The sequence below is a fragment of the Pseudoalteromonas sp. APC 3224 genome, assembly GCF_030407535.1.
Lineage (GTDB): Bacteria > Pseudomonadota > Gammaproteobacteria > Enterobacterales > Alteromonadaceae > Pseudoalteromonas.
In genome coordinates, this window is the sequence record NZ_JASDDF010000023.1 from 1 (window position 1) to 21,136 (window position 21,136).

Annotated in this window: 16 protein-coding genes; 10 read left to right on the forward strand and 6 right to left on the reverse strand. The window is 39.8% G+C overall.

Annotated elements, in window-relative coordinates:
- Positions 1-339 precede the first annotated feature (339 nt).
- Entirely contained in the window at positions 340-1,833 is a 1,494-nt protein-coding gene (gene gppA / locus QL989_RS11640; protein WP_178954558.1) for a guanosine-5'-triphosphate,3'-diphosphate diphosphatase, read from the reverse strand.
- A gap of 45 nt (positions 1,834-1,878) precedes the next feature.
- Positions 1,879-3,156, reverse strand: coding sequence for an ATP-dependent RNA helicase RhlB (rhlB, locus tag QL989_RS11645; protein ID WP_138605404.1), 1,278 nt, complete (start codon positions 3,154-3,156; stop codon positions 1,879-1,881).
- A 91-nt stretch (positions 3,157-3,247) separates the two neighbouring features.
- On the opposite strand from rhlB, the gene trxA reads away from it, so the two are divergent.
- On the forward strand, positions 3,248-3,574 hold the full coding sequence (gene trxA, locus QL989_RS11650; protein ID WP_008109071.1) for a thioredoxin TrxA: 327 nt from the start codon (positions 3,248-3,250) through the stop codon (positions 3,572-3,574).
- A 186-nt stretch (positions 3,575-3,760) separates the two neighbouring features.
- Entirely contained in the window at positions 3,761-5,020 is a 1,260-nt protein-coding gene (rho, locus tag QL989_RS11655; RefSeq protein WP_010392671.1) for a transcription termination factor Rho, read from the forward strand.
- Between the two features lie 281 nt (positions 5,021-5,301).
- Here the strand turns inward: rho and QL989_RS11660 are convergent, their stop codons facing one another.
- On the reverse strand, positions 5,302-8,124 hold the full coding sequence (locus QL989_RS11660) for a tetratricopeptide repeat protein (RefSeq protein ID WP_290170599.1): 2,823 nt from the start codon (positions 8,122-8,124) through the stop codon (positions 5,302-5,304).
- 170 nt (positions 8,125-8,294) lie between these two features.
- Between QL989_RS11660 and QL989_RS11665 the strand changes: the two genes are divergently transcribed.
- Entirely contained in the window at positions 8,295-8,876 is a 582-nt protein-coding gene (locus tag QL989_RS11665) for a DNA-J related domain-containing protein (protein ID WP_054202865.1), read from the forward strand.
- An 8-nt stretch (positions 8,877-8,884) separates the two neighbouring features.
- Here QL989_RS11665 and dbpA read toward each other — a convergent pair whose 3' ends face one another.
- On the reverse strand, positions 8,885-10,273 hold the full coding sequence (gene dbpA, locus QL989_RS11670) for an ATP-dependent RNA helicase DbpA (protein ID WP_290170600.1): 1,389 nt from the start codon (positions 10,271-10,273) through the stop codon (positions 8,885-8,887).
- A gap of 193 nt (positions 10,274-10,466) precedes the next feature.
- Between dbpA and QL989_RS11675 the strand changes: the two genes are divergently transcribed.
- Positions 10,467-12,560 carry a TonB-dependent siderophore receptor gene (locus QL989_RS11675; protein WP_290170601.1) on the forward strand — a complete coding sequence of 698 codons (2,094 nt, stop codon included), beginning with the start codon at positions 10,467-10,469 and terminating at the stop codon, positions 12,558-12,560.
- Positions 12,561-12,695: 135 nt separating this feature from the next.
- On the forward strand, positions 12,696-13,637 hold the full coding sequence (locus tag QL989_RS11680; protein WP_010392665.1) for a tetratricopeptide repeat protein: 942 nt from the start codon (positions 12,696-12,698) through the stop codon (positions 13,635-13,637).
- 21 nt (positions 13,638-13,658) lie between these two features.
- Here QL989_RS11680 and QL989_RS11685 read toward each other — a convergent pair whose 3' ends face one another.
- The gene (locus tag QL989_RS11685) at positions 13,659-14,561 is read right to left on the reverse strand and encodes a DUF808 domain-containing protein (RefSeq protein WP_010392664.1); all 903 of its coding nucleotides are present in this window, start codon (positions 14,559-14,561) and stop codon (positions 13,659-13,661) included.
- A gap of 117 nt (positions 14,562-14,678) precedes the next feature.
- Here QL989_RS11685 and QL989_RS11690 point away from each other — a divergent pair, with 117 nt between their 5' ends.
- The 5 genes from QL989_RS11690 to QL989_RS11710 all read left to right on the forward strand — a co-directional run bounded on the left by QL989_RS11690 (position 14,679) and on the right by QL989_RS11710 (position 19,975).
- Positions 14,679-14,957, forward strand: a complete 279-nt coding sequence (locus QL989_RS11690) for an MliC family protein (protein WP_010392663.1) — start codon at positions 14,679-14,681, stop codon at positions 14,955-14,957.
- A 67-nt stretch (positions 14,958-15,024) separates the two neighbouring features.
- Positions 15,025-17,055, forward strand: a complete 2,031-nt coding sequence (locus QL989_RS11695; RefSeq protein WP_290170602.1) for a methyl-accepting chemotaxis protein — start codon at positions 15,025-15,027, stop codon at positions 17,053-17,055.
- Positions 17,056-17,126: 71 nt separating this feature from the next.
- Positions 17,127-18,593, forward strand: a complete 1,467-nt coding sequence (ubiD, locus tag QL989_RS11700) for a 4-hydroxy-3-polyprenylbenzoate decarboxylase (protein WP_010392659.1) — start codon at positions 17,127-17,129, stop codon at positions 18,591-18,593.
- A gap of 95 nt (positions 18,594-18,688) precedes the next feature.
- The gene (gene fre, locus QL989_RS11705; RefSeq protein ID WP_290170603.1) at positions 18,689-19,402 is read left to right on the forward strand and encodes an NAD(P)H-flavin reductase; all 714 of its coding nucleotides are present in this window, start codon (positions 18,689-18,691) and stop codon (positions 19,400-19,402) included.
- 159 nt (positions 19,403-19,561) lie between these two features.
- Positions 19,562-19,975, forward strand: a complete 414-nt coding sequence (locus tag QL989_RS11710; RefSeq protein ID WP_055013101.1) for a CBS domain-containing protein — start codon at positions 19,562-19,564, stop codon at positions 19,973-19,975.
- 66 nt (positions 19,976-20,041) lie between these two features.
- On the opposite strand, the gene add is transcribed toward QL989_RS11710, so the two are convergent.
- Positions 20,042-21,043, reverse strand: coding sequence for an adenosine deaminase (gene add, locus QL989_RS11715; RefSeq protein WP_008109049.1), 1,002 nt, complete (start codon positions 21,041-21,043; stop codon positions 20,042-20,044).
- Positions 21,044-21,136 lie beyond the last annotated feature (93 nt).

Here is a 21,136-nt window from a genome sequence, read left to right on the forward strand (position 1 = left end):
GCCCACACAGATGATTGCTTTATATTGTTAAAGAACGTTGCGATTAAAGCGTTAAACTTTATCTCGCTAGGGCTGCGCATATTACGCTTTCCTATTTTTTTGTCAACACTTAATTTTGTTAAACTTAAAAGTTTTCAGAACTAAGTTTTACTCGACTCACTGAGTAGCTCGTGCCTCGCTATGCGTTGCGCTCTGCCGTCTCAGTGGGGTCGCATTATAGGGAGATCCGAAAACAGATCAACCCTTTTTTGAATAAAACTTGAAATAAATGACTGTTCGCTGGATATTTAGCCTAAACGCTCATTTTAACCACTAAAAACTACGGAAAAGTAGGTTTAACTAGCTAACTTTAAGTTTCCAACCGCATTTTTTCTGATATTTAATCTCTTGATTTAGTTCACTTGCCATCAGCGGATGCTTTTTTAACCAATTATTTTCAAATTGAATCGCTAACTCTTCATTCTCAGCTGTTATCTTGAAGTTTGGCAACACGTCATCTTGTCGGCGCATCGATAAAATAACAGCAATACGTAATAGTCGAACAATATACGCAGCAACACTACTATGTGCACCTAAATGATCTAAGCATCCTTTTTGAAGGTCTGAGCGATGGCTATGTGCTATAGCAACAATTACTTTATGCTCTGATTGCGAAAAACCAGGCATGTCGGTATTTTCTAAAATATAAGCGGTGTGTTTATGGTACTGCTTATACTCTATTAATAAACCTATTTCATGCAGCTGCGCGACGGCATTTAAAAGCGGCAATCCACTTTGCGCTGCAACCGGCCAATACTGACTGACTTCATTAGCTAGCAGTAATGCTAAACTTGAAACTCGAGATGCTTGCTTTTGATCAACATGATAACGATTCATAAAACCATCAATAGTGCGTTGACGAATGTCGGTATTATGAAGCTCCGGTAGCATGCTATATAAAACACCTTCACGAAGAGCACCACCCGCTAACCCCATTTGTTCTATTTCAAGAGACTCAAATAGTGCAATTAAAATAGCCAGCCCAGATACAAACACTAACCGTCGCTCTTCACTTAACCCAGGCAAGTCGAGTTCAGCTATTGTTTTATAGGCTATGGATTGTTGTTTGATGGTGTATAGCTTTTCAAGGGTGAGCATTTCATTTAAATTTTGTGCCACCATAATTTCTTGAATAGCTTGCACAGTACCTGACGCACCAGAGGCAAGTTGCCAACCAGCCGTTTTATATTCAGGTGCTATTTCATCAATAACATTTCGTGCTGCTTTTATCGCAGCATTAAAGTTTGCTTCATTTAATTGGCAATCTTTAAAGTAGCGTTCGAGAAAAGTCACGCAGCCAATATTAAGGCTTTTATAGTGACGCGCTTCAAAACCTTGGCCAATAACAACCTCAGTACTCGCTCCACCAATATCAATAACCAGCTGCTTGCCAGTACATGAAGAGGTATGCGCAACCCCTTTATAAATAGTTCGCGCTTCTAGCTCGCCACTAATAACATTCACTTTATGCCCTAATATTTCTTCAGCACGTAGTTTAAAGTCGTCGGCGTTGGTTGCTAAGCGAAGTGTTGCAGTGGCAACAATGGTGATGTTCTGCGTGGGAATATCTTGCAACCGCTCTGCAAACAAGGCCAAACACTCCCAGCCTCGTTGCATAGCCTCTAAGCTCAATAAATTATTATCATCAAGCCCAGCTGCGAGTCTTACTTTACGTTTCACGCGCCCTATAGTTTGCAGGCCGCCCGCCATTGATTTAGCAATAAGCATATGAAAGCTATTTGAGCCTAAATCAATGACTGCATATACATTTTTTTGCGGTTTAAGTTGCCCCACCGTTCAAAAACCTCTAGTTACAAATACAATCAAACTAACGGTCGGTTAAGACCGTCCTTTTTGGTAACCATTATTTGGGCGACGTCCGTTGTTATTACTACGATTACGTGGACCAGTAGAAAAATTACGTTTTCTATGAATAGTCGGCTTCGTTAAATCATCTAGCAATGCACTTTTATCGTAATGTGATAATGGAATGCTGTGCTCAATGTATTCTTCAATTTCATGAAGGTTATAAGCATATTGCTCACATGCAAAACTAATTGCATGACCTGAAGCGCCTGCTCGAGCTGTACGACCAATGCGGTGAACGTAATCTTCGCAATCGTCAGGTAAGTCAAAGTTAAATACATGACTTACTTCTGGAATATGCAAACCACGTGCAGCAACATCGGTAGCCACTAAAAAGTCTAGCTCGCCTTTACTAAATTGCGCGAGTATTGACTGGCGTTTCTTTTGGTTTACATCACCGGTGAGCATGCCCACGCGATGTCCGTCTGCTTTTAACCATGCATATACGGTTTCACAGCTATGCTTAGTATTTGCAAAAACAATGGCTTTCTCAGGCCATTCTTCTTCAATCAAGGTTAACAACAGCTTAATTTTATCTTCTTGTGAAGGATGAAATAGCTCTTCTTTAATACGTTTACCTGTTTTTACATCGGGCTCTATTTGCACATGCTCAGGGTTGGTCATGTGTTCAAATGCAAGCTCTTGTACACGGTACGATAGCGTAGCAGAGAATAATAAGTTTAAACGCTCTGACGTATCTGGCATACGACGGAACATATAACGAATATCTTTAATAAAACCCAAATCGAACATACGATCGGCTTCATCTAGCACGACTACCTCAATTTCATTAAGGGTGTAACAGCCTTGCTTATATAAATCGATTAGGCGACCTGTGGTGCCAATTAAAATATCAACGCCTTTTTCTAGTTGTGCACGTTGTTTTTCGTAATCTTCGCCACCATATACTAAACCTAAGTTAAGATTACAGTGCGGCGCTAAAATTTTTGCATCTTTGTGTATCTGAATCGCAAGCTCCCGAGTTGGGGCCATGATCAGGGCTCTTGGATGTTTACTAGGTGCTTTGCTAGATTGTAATAACCGGTGGCACGTGGCAGTTAAAAATGCCAACGTTTTGCCAGTACCTGTTTGTGCTTGGCCCGCAATATCGCGCCCTTCACAAATAAAAGGTAGGCATTTAGCTTGAATGGGTGTGCAATATTCAAACCCACTTTCGGTTAACCCGGCAACCACTTCCGGTGCAATAGCAAAGTCTGAAAACTTTTTATCGGTCAAATGTGTCTTAGTCATAGCGTTTAAGCATAACGTTTAAACTTGCAATAAGAAACAAGAGTGTTTAAATACGCACTAAATATTTCGCCTAACTAAACCGGAGAGCGCAATGAGCGAGAAAATAATCCAAATTACCGACGATAGCTTTGAAGCTGACGTATTACAATCAGACAAACCTGTACTAGTAGACTTTTGGGCAGAATGGTGCGGACCGTGTAAGATGATCGCCCCAATTCTAAGCGAAGTTGCTGATGAGTTTGATGGCCGTGTAACTATCACTAAATTAAACATTGACCAAAACGCGGGTACACCACCAAAGTTTGGTATTCGTGGTATCCCTACACTACTACTTTTCAAAGATGGTCAAGTAGCTGCAACGAAAGTAGGCGCACTATCAAAAACACAATTAGTTGAGTTTTTAGAAAATAACATCTAATAAGTGTTAATTAAAAAAAGGGCTCTCAGCCCTTTTTTATAATTTATTTTGCAGAAGTACTGGACGCTGCTGTAATGACCTGCTAGTTTATAAAGCCAACTAATCCTTAGTTATATTCAACAAACCTCACTCAACGATCTAATAAGCGATTTTGAGTATGACAACTGTAATAAAGAACCCACCAATATGCATTTACGCGAATTAAAAGACAAGTCTATAAAAGAGCTTGTAAACCAAGCTGAGTCCATGGGGCTCGAAAACGTAGCCCGCTTGAGAAAGCAAGATATCATTTTTGCAATTCTTAAATCACACGCCAAAGGCGGAGAGAATATCTTCGGTGGTGGTGTTTTAGAAATTTTGCAAGATGGTTTTGGCTTTTTAAGATCATCAGAAGCTTCTTACTTAGCAGGCCCAGATGATATTTATGTATCTCCGAGCCAAATTCGCCGCTTTAGTATGCGTACTGGCGACTCTATTTCAGGTCTTATTCGTCCACCAAAAGACGGTGAGCGTTACTTTGCTCTGCTAAAAGTAAACGAAGTTAACTTTGATAAACCTGAAAACTCTCGCACTAAAATCCTTTTTGAAAACCTAACCCCACTTCATGCAAACGAACGTTTTCGTATGGAACGCGGTAACGGCAGTAAAGAAGATATTACCGCACGAGTTCTTGATTTGGCATCACCAATTGGCCGCGGCCAACGTGGATTATTAGTAGCACCGCCAAAAGCGGGTAAAACAATGTTGCTACAAAATATTGCGCAATCAATCACACATAATCACCCTGACGTTACATTAATGGTTTTACTTATTGATGAGCGCCCGGAAGAAGTTACTGAGATGCAACGCCTAGTAAAAGGTGAAGTTATTGCATCAACATTCGATGAGCCAGCTTCTCGCCACGTGCAAGTTGCGGAAATGGTTATCGAAAAAGCAAAGCGCTTAGTTGAGCATAAAAAAGATGTGGTTATCTTGCTTGATTCAATCACCCGTTTAGCACGTGCATATAACACGGTTATTCCATCATCAGGTAAAGTACTAACCGGTGGTGTAGATGCTAATGCGCTACATAAACCTAAGCGTTTCTTTGGTGCTGCACGTAATGTTGAAGAAGGCGGTAGCTTAACAATTATTGCAACGGCGCTTATTGATACCGGCTCTAAAATGGATGAAGTTATCTACGAAGAGTTTAAAGGTACAGGTAACATGGAACTACACCTTAACCGTAAAATTGCGGAAAAACGTGTATTCCCAGCTATCGACTTTAATCGCTCTGGTACACGCCGTGAAGAGTTACTCACTAAGCCAGATGAACTACAAAAGCTGTGGATTTTACGTAAAATAGTACATGACATGTCAGAAATTGACGCCATGGAATTTTTAATTGATAAACTATCGATGAGTAAAACCAACGATGAGTTTTTTGATTCGATGAAACGTAAGTAAGCTAAACTCTAGTTAAATCAACGTTTTTAAATAAAAAAGACACCAAATGGTGTCTTTTTTGTTTTTAGAGTAGATTAACCTGAACTCTGGTTAAGAGATTTACTAACATATTGAATCAAAAAAAATATTTGTGCTTATTTTTCTCTAGCTAGAGATTTTTAGTGAAAACAAGGCGAAATTACGCGTCAATAGCTCGCCTATTGCAAATAAATTCAACGCAGTTAGCGCTGAAAATAGCTGCTTGAGATGGATTTATTATCCGGAGTTCAGGTTAAGTTAATTTATTCGTACTTTTTAAACAGTGCCTGTAAGTTATTCACTAATGTTGTTAGCCTTTGCGTATTTATTTGTGGCTGAAGTAATTCATTGTCTAGCGCTTTTGCCGCTAAGGCTATGTCTTTAAACTCGAACATTTGTGCCGCCCCTAACACTCGATGGCTATCTTTTTGCAGCGCCTGATAATCAGCATCTTTAAAGTGTAGCTTAATAAGCTCGCTTTCTTCGGCTAAACTTTGTTGAAAGCTCGTTACTAAATCACTCATATCAACATGAATCTGTTCAGTTGATACCTCTGTATTTGCAGCACTTAAGTATTTTGCTAGCACAGTATAAAAAGACTCTTTATCGATTGGCTTTGCTAAATAGTCACTAAACCCGAGTGATAGGTAATGGTCAATTTCGTGGCTCATGGCATTGGCCGTTAATGCTAAAATAGGCTGTTCATAACCACATTGCTTGAGTAGTTCAAACGCAGAAATACCATCCATAACAGGCATTTGAATATCTAACAGTACTAAATCTGGGTATAGCTTTAAACTTTGTTCTACTGCTTGCTCACCGTTTTCAACGGCAATCACTTCCAGCCCAAGAGAATGTAAATAACGACTGATCAGTTTGCGGTTATCACTGTGATCTTCAGCAAGAACCACTTTACCCGATAATAATCTATGTCGCTCATCTGACTTTGCTTGCTGATCGTCATGGCAAACTTGCTCTTCAACTTGTATACAGGGCAAATAAAATGAAAACTCACTGCCTTTTTTAAACTCACTCTGCACACTTATATAGCCACCCATCATCGCCGCCAATTGCTGCGACAAGCTCAAACCTAGTCCTGTGCCACCAAAACGTCGACTAATACTGTTATCGGCTTGGCTAAAACACTCAAAAATAAGTTTAAGTTGGGATGAGCTCATACCAATCCCAGTGTCTTTAATCGAAAAGAGTAACCCTTGCTCGGTTTTACTAACACCAATAGTTACTTGTCCTTTATGAGTAAACTTAATGGCATTAGCACATAAATTAATAAGAATTTGTTTTACTCGCATTAAATCTAATCGCGTAAAATAGGATTTTTCTAACTGGCAGTCTAAAACTAACGATAAACCTTTCGCTTTAGTTTGAGGAGAAAACATAGCGTGAATATCGTTGATAAGCTGCACCACATCAAAACAACTAATATTAAGTTCTAACCGGTTTGCCTCTATCTTACTTAAGTCCAACACATCATTAATCAAGCTTTTTAAATGCTCACTTTGACGTTGTATTACTCTAAGCTCATCTTGTAACTGTTCCGGCTTGTATAGATCATTAATAAGATCATCAGTTTGTGCCAAAATAGCAGTTAACGGTGTTCTTATTTCATGGCTTATATTCGCTAAAAACTGGCTTTTCACCTCGTTTGCTTCACGCAGCTCCTGTGCCACACTTTGTAGCTCTTTGGTACGCTGTTCAACTTGTTCGCTTAACTTTAACTTAGCTTGCTTTTCTGTTCGGCGCTTATAAACAGCAATTACCGTAATTAAAATTAATATGGCAACAATCACCAACAAAAACGTTAACTGTGAACGTTTAGCTATTTGCAATTCTTGTAAGTATTGTTGTTGTTTTAATTGTTTAATTTCTTGGTTTAGCTGATTCGATTCAAACTGGATTTGAAATTGACTGACCGCTTTTGAGGCTTCTTCGGTATTCACACTACGCTGATAATCAACGTACTGTTGGTGTAAATTTAGCGCTTTTTCATAATCCCCTAAGCTCGCATTTATTAGTGCTTCAATTCCTAAGCCATCTTTAATACGCATGCCATTATTGTACTCTTTGGCAAGGGTAATTGAGTGCTCTGAGGTTTGTTTGGCACTTTGCGTATCACCTTGTACAAATTGAACAATTGACAACACATGTAACGCTGCCGCCAGTAAAGACTTATTATCTGCCTCTATTGCAAATTGTTGGCCCGCATTAGCGTGATAAAAGGCAACATCAAATTTATTTAGCTTAAGGTTGATGGTGGCTAAATTTGTATGCTTAGTAGAAAGTTGAAACGCATTATTAACGCTTTGATAGTAACGTAAGGCCAACTGATTATAATGCAGTGCTAATTGGTACTGTCTCGATTCTGTGTAAGCTACTCCCATATTACCGTATGCTTGGGCAACACCGTCTTCATCGCCAAGTTCTTGAAAAACTTTTAAAACCTCACGGTACATCTCAAGAGCTGACTCATATCGAGAGAGACGAATATAAATACCGGCAATATTATGTAATATATCGGCCTTATCTTGTGCGCTTCCCTCTTTTTCATAAATTACTTTGGCTTGTTGATAATAATCAAGAGCTAGCTCCATGTTATACATATCAAAATAAGCAAGCCCGATATTACTAAGTAAATTAGCCTGCTTTATCGGACTTTTAAGCGCAATTGCGATGTTTAACGCGCGGCTATAATCAACGACCGCTTGTTGCACTAACCCTTGATAATAAAGCACAACTCCTTGCATTTTAATCGCACGAAAGAAAAGTTTAGGCTGATCTTTTAACGTACTACTGGTCTCTAGCAATTTAAAATATTTTAGTGCATTGGCTAAATCACTTTGCGCAAAAGCCAGCTCAGCTAAATCGCTATAAATAGTAATGCGTTGTAAATTTGGAACATCAGGGTTCGATAAGATATCGGTTGCAAGGCGATGCTTTTCAGGCCATGCTTGTTCAAGGTTAAACTGCTCAAACAAACTTGGCTGCTCATTTGATAAAGCGTCATTTGATGCACTACTTAAAACAGCCAAAAAGCCAATAAAGCAGATGCGCTTTAACTGAGTCAGCATAAAAATATCCTTAAATCCTTGCTAGCCATAACAAAACGACACCCAAACCAAGTATAAACATCTAATTTAGACCAATTCAAAACAGGCACTCACGCCCACTCCTTGGGGTTTAATGTTATTTGGGTATATGATAATTTATCCAAGATACACTAATTAATAGATTGTAAACAATGCTTAACCCTCTGATAGATGAGATTTTTGAACTATTAATCAATAAAAAAGTGTGGATGGTTCATACTTTAGCATCTGAGTTAAAACAACGTGGGTTTCTTGATACTTTAGCTGCCGAGCCTGAGCGCGACCTATTTAAGCGCAATTTTTTAATTATGAATGCGCTTTATCAACTACAACAGCAATTAATGCCGAAACAACAATTAGTCGTTAAAAGCTTACATATTGAACTTGTAAACAGTTCCAGTTATAACCAACTACACCCTAACGATCCACTACGCGACTATTATTTAAACTGGCAAAATTTTGAAACATCTACGGATGAAGTCAAGGCGTTATTAGATAGCTTTTGGCAGCAATTTAGTAGGCCTACTTATCGCGAAATTCCACTGAGTAATGAGCAGCAACAACAACTGCTGGTGCGTTGGCAATTAACATCGCCAGTCACACTAAAAGAATTACAAAAACGTTGGCGACAACTTGCAGTGCAGCATCATCCAGATAAACAAGGGGGTGACAATGAGGTGTTTAAACAACTAAAAATAGAATATGAGCAACTCAAGGCGAGTTGCTCAGATTAGATCGAGAGTTAACGCGTTAGCCGACGAGCACGAATTTTACGTCCTTTAATATTACCTTCGGTTAATTTGCGTAACGCTGGTTTAGATGAGTTACGCTCTACCGCAACAAATGCCACGTTATCAAGTACGTTGATTTTACCAACTTGGCGCCCAGCAACACCGTCTTTTCCGGTTAATGCGCCTAAAATATCACCCGCGCGCACTTTTTGCTTTTTGCCTGCATCTATCATCAGCGTCACCATTCCAGGTTTGTATGGCGGCTTATCTAGTAGGTTATAAGATGGCATTGGCTCAGGAGTAAAGTCACGCTCGTAGTGGTCGCCAATTTGAGCCACTTTAAATTGCTCTGCCTCACCATAAATAGAACACGCAATCCCTTTTTTACCTGCTCGCCCTGTACGGCCAACACGATGTACATGAGTTTGTGGATCGTGAGCTAAGTGATAGTTAATCACCATGTCCATGTCATCAATATCTAAGCCTCGTGCAGCTACATCGGTAGCCACTAAAATAGACGCACTCTTATTCGCAAAATGAATCAGTGTACGCTCACGGTCACGCTGCTCTAAATCACCATGCAGTGCCACCGCACTAAAGCCTTCATCGGCTAAATCATCACATACTTGCTGCGTTTCAACCTTGGTATTACAAAAAACCACACAGCTTTGCGGGGTAAATTTAAGAAGTAACAGCTTAAGCGTTGGATAACGCTGTTTATTATTATCCATTTTGTAGAAGTATTGCTTAATCGTGCTTTTTTCTTGCTGCTCTTCTACTTTAATCATTTCTGGATTACTAAGTACACGCTTAGCAATAGCTTCAATTGATTTTGGAAAAGTAGCACTAAATAACAACGTTTGACGATTGGTTGGAATGCGATCAATTATGGCATCTAGGGTGTCTTGAAAACCCATATCAAGCATTTGGTCGGCTTCATCAAGTACCAGAGTTTCAACATCATCTAAACGCAATGTACCTTTGCGAATATGATCGTCAACTCGCCCCGGTGTACCCACAATAATATGTGCACCATGTTCGAGTGAACCAATTTGCGGCCCAATTGAAACCCCACCACACAAAGTTAAAATCTTAATGTTATGAATACCACGCGCTAGTTTACGCATCTCAACCGCCACTTGCTCTGCAAGCTCACGAGTTGGGCATAATACTAGCGACTGAATACGAAAGCGTTTTACATTTAGCTTGGCTAAAACGCCTAAACTAAATGCCGCTGTTTTACCTGAGCCTGTTTTGGCTTGGGCAATAATATCTTTGCCACTTAAAACAGGCGGTAGGCTTTGCGCCTGTACAGGCGTCATTTGGGTGTAGCCAAGCGTTGATAAATTATCAACTAACCCTGAAGGTAAGGCCAACGATGAAAAAGCAGTTGCAGTCACAATAAATTCCATAGCAAAAAATAACTTGAGAAAAGTCTCAATTAATATGCGGCTAATAATAGCAGAATTAACAATTAGCAACCATTAGCAACGTACGATTAAAAGTTGCAATAAAGATATTGCAAATGATAGTTGTTTTCATTAAGATCTGCGGCGTTTTACTACTCTAATAATTCTAAGCCGGAAGCCACTAATGAAACTTAACCCTCTTTTTATTGCACTTTTAGCCTGTACCTCTGCAAATGTATTTGCGAACACCGCAAATATAGAGCGCATTGAAGTTAAAGGTAGCTACTTCAACGACTACAAAGTAGATAATGCCAGTGGGGCAATGAGAACCTCAACCTCATTACTCGATACCGCACAGTCAGTTACCGTAATCACTGACACAATCGTTAATGAGCAACTAGCAACCACTCTTGGTGAAGTATTGACCAATGATGCTAGTTTAACTGCAGGGTCTAAACAACGAAACAGAGAAGTATTTAACTTACGTGGTTTTCAATTAAGCTCATCAACCGGCTACCTGCGTGATGGCCACCAGCATTGGTCTCATTACCAACAACCCATCGAAATTTTAGAGCAAGTAGAAGTTATTAAAGGCCCTTCAAGTATTTTGTATGGGCAATCAGGCCCCGGTGGCCTAGTTAACATGGTAACTAAAAAGCCAACTGCACAAACGCTATTTAGTGCCAGTGCCGATGTTGACCAACATGGTTCAACTCGCTTTATGCTTGATGCTGGCGGCGCACTCACCGAGGCTGAAGATTTACGTGCCCGTGGTGTATTAGTAAAACAAGATGTTGAATACTGGCGAGAATACCAAAATGGTGATAACCGCGAACGCGATCGCTTTTTAGGTGCCTTAGTGGTTGATTACGATATTAGCGATAATGCCCTAGTACGTGTACATTATGATCGCACTGATGACGAAGCAGGCTTAGATACTGGCGCTTGGATAGATAATGATGCCAACATTATTGGCGATGACAAAACAATTCGTGATATGTCATGGGCCTTTACCGATATTACTGTTGAAAACATGGGTATTGATTTCAAAGTATTTTTAACCGATAACTGGCAAGTAAATTTAGGCTACAACGAGCAAACATTTGAACGCCAGCGCTTTGAATCAGCGCCAAGTAGACCAAGTAACTTTATCGAAGGTGATAGCTACACCTCAAAACCTTACGATCGCTTTGATGACTGGCAGTTTAAAACCGCCTTTGTCGACTTTATTGGTGAATTTGCAACAGCTGGTATTCAGCATCAACTTTTAATTGGTGCTAACTCGCTTGATTATTATTATGGCCAATTAAAAGTGCCTGAAGATCGTAAAAACACATCATATCATTTCGATTACACGGCTGGGCAAAACGAACCTGAACGTCCTAATATAAGCTACAAAACGGACGACACAATTAGCTCATCTGCTTACGACTACTACGGGGTTTATATCCAAGATTTAATTTCATTCTCACCAGAATGGCAACTATCACTGGGTGGTCGTTACGATAAACAAAGTAAAGAAAACAGCAATAACGAATCGTTCGTACCTAAAGTTGGTGTACTTTACCATCCAAATGCCTCTGCAACTGTTTATGCAAGTTACTCAGAAGGATTTGAGCCGCAAAACGAAACATTAGTAAATGATAAAGATGTTAATAACGGTATGAAGCTCGATGCTATTACCTCTGAGCAAAAGGAAATTGGGGTGAAATGGCAACTGTTTGATGACCGATTAATGCTTGGCGGTGCCTTATTTGATATTAGCAAAACAGGTACCTTAGTGAGCGAAGATCTTATTAACCCTATCGGTGATATAACCAGCATCACCACACAGGCAGGTGAGCAACGCCATAAAGGTTTTGAGCTTGCAGCTCAGGGCGCTGCAACTGACCGTTTATTTGTTATGGCATCAACCATGTATTTAGATGCTAACTATGAGCGTGATGAAAAATTAGAGGGCAAACGCCCTACTGATGCTCCAAAATGGTCTGCCTCTTTATGGACACGTTATGAACTCAATGACGCTGTTGCTTTTAATGCAGGTGCGTTCTACGAAGGAGAGCGTTTTGCTGATAACGCTAACACCGTAACAAAAGAGGGTTATACTCGTGTTGATATTGGCGCAACCTACAAGCTTAACTTAAATAACAACGATATTAACTTACGTTTAAATATTGAGAACTTATTCGATAAAAACTACCTAGCCGGTGGCGGTTTAAATAACGTTACCGTAGGTGAAGGCACAAGTGTGCGTTTAGCTGCACAATTTAGCTTCTAAGCTGATTCTCTACAAAGCCCATATTAAAAAGTATGGGCTATATAAACTAATCCTATATGACATAATTACTTACAGTTTGCTGCTTTACTAATTTATCACTTGCTCTAAAGTTGTAAATTAACAAGGAGCCTTATTATGTTGCTTTTCAATACTAGTCAGTCATTCCCTCATTTTACACACGTTCAGTGCTGCCCCGACTGCAACAACAACAGCTATCACTTAGTTAATCAAAGTCGCTTTTTACGCTTTACCATTTTTCCTATATTTCCGATCAAGTTAAGCTATAAACGCGAGTGCTATCAATGCGGACATAGTGAGGCTATCAACATTAAGACGTTACCTCTGTTTGAAAAACTTAGCCTACCAAAATACTGTATTGGATTAATTTTATTACTATGGGGGGCGTTATTTTTTTATCAAAAGCACCTCAACACTGAAGCACTAAAACAAAGCTATTTAACCTCCCCAAAAGCTTATGATACCTATTTAGTTAAAGCCGATAAGTTCACTCACGAACCATGGACACTCACTAATTTAAAAGTTGCGCAAGTACTCAGCTTTGATGAGCAATTTATAACGTTTCAGGTGAGTAATTACAGCTATAAGCGCACTAGTGCCATTACCACAGCGATGCGTGCAAGTTTATTAGTACAAAGAGATTACTTTTCTTCTCAAACTATTACTCTGCCTCGTAATGAAATAAAACGTTTATACGAAGATGACATTATATTTGACGTGCTACGCCCACAAGCATATTCACTTTATGGCGGGTTTGTGATGTTTCCACCTAAACCTAAACCTCTTTATAAAGGCTTAAAGCTCGATGAGAATAATCAGCAAGGGATTATTTACTATAAAGATAAGCAATATAACGAAGCGCTTGAAAGCTTTAACCTAGCAGCAAACTCAGGCTCACAATGGGGTCAACTAAATCTTGCTCAAATGTATCGTGATGGACAAGGTACAAAAAAGAACATTCAGCAAGCGATTTATTGGTATAAAAAAGCCATTGCTCAAGGTAATAGCAAAGCTAAATACGAACTTGAGCAACTATGCAAAACAACTCAGTGCGAATAAAATAAAGTAGCGTTACCACCGCTACTTATTTGCTTTAAATAACTTAGTATAAGCGACATGCGCAATCACAAGAACCAAACCAGCACCTATTCCTAACAGTCCGTCAAATACTAAAGGGGCTAGTATTTCTCCTGTGCTACCAGCAACCGACTGCGCATAATGAGTTACATCCACTTGGGTATGATGCAAAAGCTCAATTGCGTGTACTAAAATTCCACCACCCACTAAAAACATTGCCACTGTGCCCGCAAAGGCTAAAAACTGCATTAACCGTGGGGCTGCAGCTAATAAGGCTTTACCGAGTAATTCTCTAAACTTACTTGCGGAGAGTTTGGATTGATTAAGTAAATATAAGCCCGCATCATCAAGCTTTACAATCCCTGCTACCAGTCCATAAACACCAATTGTCATAATGATGGCAATCACACTCAATACCAGCGCCTGGTTCATTAATGTCGCCCCTGCGACCGTGCCTAATGTAATAACAATAATTTCGGCGGAAAGAATAAAATCAGTACGAATGGCGCCTTTAACTTTTTGTTTTTCATACTCTGCCAGGTCTAAATTTTCAGCACCTTCTGTCGCTTCTGCATGATGAGATAAAAATATTTTTTCTGCGCCTTCAAAACATAAAAATAAGCCACCTATCATTAAAAGTGGAGTAATTAGCCAAGGCAACCACACACTAATTAATAACGCAGCAGGGACTAATATGGCTTTATTTAAAAACGACCCCTTTGCCACAGCCCATACAACGGGCAGCTCCCTATCAGCAGTAACCCCAGTAACTTGCTGAGCATTAAGTGCCAAATCATCACCAAGTACTCCGGCTGTTTTCTTTGTCGCAACTTTACTCATGGTCGCAATATCATCCAGCAAAGTCGTTATATCATCCAGTAATGTTAAAAGGTTGGTGCCAGCCATGAAATTTCCTAACTAAAAATAAGATCTTAAACATAACGTAAAGCTATATTTTCACCAACGGTTAATTTAGCTTTGTTAAGCTCTTAATTAAACAAGGGACTCAATAAGGCACAGCCAATGAAACACGCTATCGTTATTATTGCTCTAATAGCTTTGACTGCATGCAATAAGCAGCCAGTTACAAATAACTATGTTTGCGATAACGCACCTGCAAAACTTGATATTATTAGCAACAAGCAAGCAAAGCTGAGCTTTTATGATCATGATTACATATTGAATCATGAGGTGAGTGCTTCAGGCAGTAAATACATTAATCAAGAGGTGTTATTTTGGAGTAAAGGAGAGCAAGCAATGCTAATAATTAACGGCAAAAAATACCAATGTAGCAGCAATTAACCAATAACTAACATCAAATTAAAAAACTTGCTACACTAACAAAAGTCTTAATATTGTTGATAAAGTTATGCAATCTCTCGCTATAAAACATAAAATAATTTTAGCCTTTTCAGCCATTGGCTTGTTAATGCTTACTAGCTGCATATTTTTTTACTGGTCGCTAAATCAAATTAGTATCACTAACACACGTATAGAAGCGTTGGCAGTGCCTGTACAACAAGCCAGTAAAGACCTTCGTTTATCACTCCTTTCTATCACTAAATTTAATGCCATTGCTTATAGCCAAACTAAACTTAATTTACTGCTGGAAAATAAAAAGCAGGCACACGCTGAACAAACGCAGTTTTTTAGTAAATTAGAAGCACTAAAAGCACAAGTTGCCCAGCAGCAAGGTATGCAAACACTTCTTACAGTTATTAACAAAGACTTCGCCCAGCTAAATACAATAAGCAACCAAATGCTTGCAGCAAAAGAGCAACGATTTAAGGCGCAAAGCTCAGCCGCAGCACTAACAATTACGTTTAATGAACAGCTTCGTGAACTCAGTAACCGCTTGCTTGATATAGAGCTCATAAACGTTGAGAGCAACCAGCAATCACTTTTGAATGCAGTATTTGGCACTGCGACTCGTGTTGATGATTTATTATTTACTTTAAATAATAATGTCAAAGGGATTGGGCAAATAACAACTTCAGAAAATATAAACGATCATCAGCAAGATACCTCTTTTTTACTCGATAATATTAAATCTAATCTTAGCTACTTAGAGCAACAAGCCGCCCCAATTGCTAATAAACTCAACGCTAATGAGCTAATTATAGCGTTTAACGATTTAAGCAGCTTATTAAATAATCCTGATGGGCTGTATGCATTGCAAAATGCTGTGCTCAATAATAAAGATAAAGTTGATCAGCGGTTCGAAAGCTTTCAACAGGCATTTATTAGTATTGAAAGTCAACTGATTGAGCTTAATAAACTGGCTGACATACGCTTTAACTCCCTACAAGAGAGCGCTCAGTCAGCGATTAATACCGGCTCTAGTTTAGTGATTATTATTGCGTTTGTTTTAATTGCTTTGCTGATTATTATTTCAGTTTTTACTACTAACGCCATGCTAAAACCGCTTAAAAAGGTAAACAAAGAACTTGCTCACATAGCCTCAGGTGACTTTTCTAAGCGTAGCAATCCCCGCAGTAAAGATGAATTTGGTACTCTGATGCATAACACTAATAAGCTTTGTGATGATTTAACTCACTTAATAAAAGCCATTAGTAACGATGCTTACGAACTAGATAATTCAGCTATTCAAACCAGCGAAAAAGGCCAGCAAATGACCATTGTTGCTAAGCAACAGCTGGAACGTAGTGCACAAGCAACCTCATTAGCACAGCAAATGTTGCAAAGTTCTCAAGCCGTACACGAACAAGCGCAAAGCACCTCTAATGAAATTACTAATGCCTCGCAATTTGCCAATGACGTTAACGACATTGCAAATAATAATAGCCAAAGCATTGAAGCACTTTTAAGCCGCTTAGATAGAGCAGTAAGCAGTACAGAAGAACTAGCTCAATATACGCAACTAATTGGCGCCATTGTCGATACCATTAGCAGTATTGCAGAGCAAACTAACTTACTGGCACTTAATGCCGCAATTGAAGCGGCACGTGCTGGTGAACATGGTCGAGGTTTTGCCGTAGTAGCCGATGAAGTACGCTCGCTTGCAGCCCGCACACAAAGTTCTACAAGCGAAATTACCACCATGATTAACACTCTACAGCAGCATACTCAAACCACTCAAACTGAAATAAATGATGGGCAACAACAGGCTAAGCATTGCGTTGAAAACAGTACTGAACTAAATAGTGCTGTTGAGCGTATTAAGAGCACGCTGGTATCGGTTAATGCTATGAGTAAAGAGATTGCGAGTGCCTCACATGAACAACTGGCAAACAGCACCGATATTCAACAAATAATGGCTAAGGTAACCGAGCAGGCTACCTTAAATGCCAACAATGCAACGACCCTAGCAAGCGAAAGTGAAGACGTTAACCAACTTGCACACTCACTAAAAGGTGCAGTAGAGCGCTTTAAGTTTTAAGCGCAGCTAATGACTTGGCTTGTATGAACTGGGTATAATACTTTTAACTTTTTGCTAAGTAACGGCCCACAATGAAATACAAAGATCTGCGCGATTTTATCGATTTACTTGAGAAACGAGGCGAGTTAAAACGCATCAGCCAAGAAATCGACCCGTATCTTGAGATGACCGAAATTGCTGACCGCACACTGCGTGCCGAAGGCCCTGCTTTATTATTTGAAAACCCTAAAGGGTACGACATTCCCGTTTTAGCTAACTTGTTTGGTACCCCAAAGCGTGTAGCTATGGGTATGGGCCAAGAAGATGTGAGTGAATTACGTGAAGTTGGAAAATTACTCGCATTTCTAAAAGAGCCTGAGCCGCCAAAAGGCATTAAAGAAGCGCTCGGACAAATTCCGGTATTCAAGCAAGTACTTAATATGCCGGCTAAAGAAGTTAAAAAAGCCCCCTGCCAACAAGTTATTTTACAAGGTGACGACGTTGACTTAACTAAGTTTCCTATTCAGCACTGCTGGCCTGGCGATGCTGCACCTTTGATTACTTGGGGTTTAACCGTTACCAAAGGACCTCACAAAAAGCGCCAAAATTTAGGGATTTATCGTCAACAGCTATTGGGTAAAAATAAAATCATTATGCGTTGGTTATCTCATCGCGGTGGCGCGCTTGATTTTCAAGAGTGGTGTAAAGAACACCCTGGCCAGCCCTACCCTGTTTCGGTGGCATTAGGTGCAGATCCTGCGACTATTTTAGGCGCTGTTACCCCCGTTCCAGATACGTTAAGCGAATATGCCTTTGCAGGTTTACTACGTGGTAGTAAAACTGAAGTAGTTAAGTCAATCTCGAATGATTTACAAGTACCAGCCAGTGCAGAAATCGTACTTGAAGGGCATATTATGCCTGGAGAGATGGCGCCGGAAGGTCCATATGGCGACCACACAGGATACTACAACGAAGTCGACGACTTCCCAGTTATGACGGTCACTCATATTACACATCGTAAAGACCCTATTTACCATAGTACTTTTACTGGCCGTCCGCCGGATGAGCCTGCGATTTTAGGGGTGGCATTAAACGAAGTATTCGTACCAATCTTACAAAAGCAATTTCCAGAAATTGTCGATTTTTATTTACCGCCAGAAGGTTGTTCGTACCGTATGGCCGTGGTGACAATGAAAAAACAATATCCAGGTCACGCCAAGCGCGTAATGATGGGGGTTTGGTCATTCCTACGACAATTTATGTACACTAAGTTTGTTATTGTCTGTGATGATGATATTAACGCTAGAGATTGGAACGATGTAATTTGGGCTATCACTACTCGTATGGACCCTGCGCGCGACACGACGTTAATTGAAAACACACCAATTGATTATTTAGATTTTGCATCGCCCGTATCTGGCCTAGGTTCAAAAATGGGTATGGATGCAACAAATAAATGGCCTGGTGAAACAACTCGAGAATGGGGCGAACCTATTGTAATGGATCAAGCCACTAAGGATCGAGTTGATGAGCTTTGGGATAGCTTAGATATTCTTTAACGACTTTGGTCTAGGGCCTCTAGGCTATAAACTCACCCTGCGGATATGCTATTATTGCTCAAATAAAGTGCGTATCCGCTAATTTAAGGTAAAACATGCAAACATTACTCGCTGAAGTTGTTTCTATCAGCCCACTAACAGAATTTGTTCATAAAGTTATTTTAAAGCCGCAACAGCCTGTAGCTTTTGAAGCTGGTCAATATTTACAGTTGGTTTTAGGTGAAAAAGATAAACGTGCGTTTTCAATCGCGAGTCGCCCCTCACAAACTGATGCATTAGAGTTACACATTGGCGCATCAAATGCAGATTCTTACGCGATGCAATCATTAGAACACCTTCGTAGTGCCCACAACGAGAACCAAACCGTAACTATTGAAGCAGGTTTAGGTATTTCTCAGCTGCGTTTGCAGTGCGAGCGTCCAATTATTTTACTCGCCGGCGGTACTGGTTTTTCTTACGCAAAGTCAATGGCCGAGCATTTAGCTGAAATCAACTGTGAGCGCCCGGTGCTATTTTACTGGGGAGTAAAAGAAGAGTCGGCGCTATATGCACATACCGAAATGCAAGCATGGGCAGATAGCCGTGAGAACTTTAAATTTATTCCTGTAGTAGAGAATCCTACCGACAGCTGGACTGGCCACACTGGTTATGTTCATAAAGCGGTGATGAACGATATCATCTCGTTAGAACCTTACGATATTTACATGGCAGGTCGTTTTGACATGATTGGCATAGTACGTGATGATTTTATAAATCATGGCGCCACTCGTGAAAACATGTACGCAGATGCATTCGCGTTTATAAAGTAACATTAGCGCATTATTTTAAGGCACCTTAGGGTGCCTTAATTGTTTTAATTGCTAGCACTGTGATTGTTATTACCTATTAAGCTCATCAACATAAACAATTTCCTAAAATCCAATCTATAAACCATACTTTGTACAGAACATTAAGCGGGAGAAACCTAAATGTTAAATACAAAAGTAAAAGATTTTATGCAACATAAGTTGCCTCATATCACCCCTAATACAGAAATGACCACTGCCATAGCAGAGCTAGAAAAATTTAAACTACTAGGCGCGCCGGTATTTGATGATAATAAGGTGCTCGTTGGCTTTATCTCAGAGCAAGAATTACTTAAACCCTTAATGCAAAGTAGTTATTTTTGTGATGGTATGGTTAAAGTATCGCAGTTGATGCAAACAGATGTGGTAACCGTGAACGGCGATACCAATATTATGGAATTAGCAGAACAAATGAAGCCTGGTAAGCCTAAAAATTACCCCGTGATCGATGGCGGTGTAGTGGTAGGTATGATCAGCCGTGCCGATATATTAAAAGCACTTTATAATAATTACGTTAGTTGTAATGCGCACATATAAAAAAATGCCACTGTAAACAGTGGCATTTTTAATTATATAACCTGAACTCTGGATAATATAAGCAACTTAACGCTGTGCGACTTTAGCTTTAAGTGCGCTTTTATCAGCGTCACTTAAATAGGCAATTTCAAGCGCATTCGCTTGCGCTTTTTCCATATCGGCTTGTGACAAACCTGCTTTTGGTGCTGCCACTGCGTACTCGTACTCAATTTCAATGCCTTCAACAGCTGGGTCATCCGTGTTAAGACAAGCTAAAATACCATGATCTAAAAACTGCTTAAGTGGGTGTTTGGTTAAATCATTCACTGTACTGGTTTGAATATTACTGGTTAAGCACGATTCAATACCAATACGGTTATCGCGTAAATAATCCATTAGTTTTGGATCTTCAATCGCTTTAACACCATGGCCTATTCTGCTTGCGCCAAGCTCGTTTAATGCTTGCCAAATACTTGGAGCACCTAACGCTTCACCAGCATGCACAGTAACAGCCAAATATGCATCACGTACTTGCTTAAAATGATCAACAAACAACTCGCCAGGATAACCAATTTCATCACCGGCCAAATCCACTGCAACCAAATCATTTTTAAAGGCAAGTAACGCGTCCAACTCGTGCTGACAGGTTTTAACTCCGTATGTACGAGACAAAATACCAATTAAGTTTGCTTTTATATCAGTATCTTTTGTTGCACTTCGGATACCATCAACCACTGCTTCAACAACGCCTTGAGGGTGTAACCCTTGGCTTTGAGCCATATAATAAGGACTAAAACGCAGCTCTACATAATCAAGACCCTGCGCTTGCGCATCTTCAATGTTTTCTATCGCAATACGTCTACAGGCATCGTAATCGCCTAGTACCGTCACTCCCCAATCAAGCTTTTGTAAAAATGCCATTAAGTTTGGCTCAGGATCAATAACCTGAACATGAGGAATAAGTGCTTCAACATTGTCCGCTGGTAAAGCGATATTAAACTGACGACCAAGTTCTAGTATGGTTTGCGCGCGTACATTACCATCTAAATGACGGTGAATATCTAGCAAAGGTATTTTTCTATTGATCATAATAGCTACTCGGTTGAATTAAAATTGCGCGAATGATACGCAGGTACAGTAATATTTCAAGTGTAGAATACTTAAAATAGCGCTTGGAGGTCT

Excerpts from the sequence above, each read along its gene's own strand:
- rhlB (WP_138605404.1), bottom strand. The coding sequence starts at position 3,156 with ATGACTAAGACACATTTGACCGATAAAAAGTTTTCAGACTTTGCTATT.
- trxA (WP_008109071.1), top strand. The coding sequence starts at position 3,248 with ATGAGCGAGAAAATAATCCAAATTACCGACGATAGCTTTGAAGCTGAC.
- rho (WP_010392671.1), top strand. The coding sequence starts at position 3,761 with ATGCATTTACGCGAATTAAAAGACAAGTCTATAAAAGAGCTTGTAAAC.
- QL989_RS11660 (WP_290170599.1), bottom strand. The coding sequence starts at position 8,124 with ATGCTGACTCAGTTAAAGCGCATCTGCTTTATTGGCTTTTTGGCTGTT.
- QL989_RS11665 (WP_054202865.1), top strand. The coding sequence starts at position 8,295 with ATGCTTAACCCTCTGATAGATGAGATTTTTGAACTATTAATCAATAAA.
- QL989_RS11675 (WP_290170601.1), top strand. The coding sequence starts at position 10,467 with ATGAAACTTAACCCTCTTTTTATTGCACTTTTAGCCTGTACCTCTGCA.
- QL989_RS11680 (WP_010392665.1), top strand. The coding sequence starts at position 12,696 with ATGTTGCTTTTCAATACTAGTCAGTCATTCCCTCATTTTACACACGTT.
- QL989_RS11685 (WP_010392664.1), bottom strand. The coding sequence starts at position 14,561 with ATGGCTGGCACCAACCTTTTAACATTACTGGATGATATAACGACTTTG.
- QL989_RS11690 (WP_010392663.1), top strand. The coding sequence starts at position 14,679 with ATGAAACACGCTATCGTTATTATTGCTCTAATAGCTTTGACTGCATGC.
- QL989_RS11695 (WP_290170602.1), top strand. The coding sequence starts at position 15,025 with ATGCAATCTCTCGCTATAAAACATAAAATAATTTTAGCCTTTTCAGCC.
- ubiD (WP_010392659.1), top strand. The coding sequence starts at position 17,127 with ATGAAATACAAAGATCTGCGCGATTTTATCGATTTACTTGAGAAACGA.
- fre (WP_290170603.1), top strand. The coding sequence starts at position 18,689 with ATGCAAACATTACTCGCTGAAGTTGTTTCTATCAGCCCACTAACAGAA.
- QL989_RS11710 (WP_055013101.1), top strand. The coding sequence starts at position 19,562 with ATGTTAAATACAAAAGTAAAAGATTTTATGCAACATAAGTTGCCTCAT.
- add (WP_008109049.1), bottom strand. The coding sequence starts at position 21,043 with ATGATCAATAGAAAAATACCTTTGCTAGATATTCACCGTCATTTAGAT.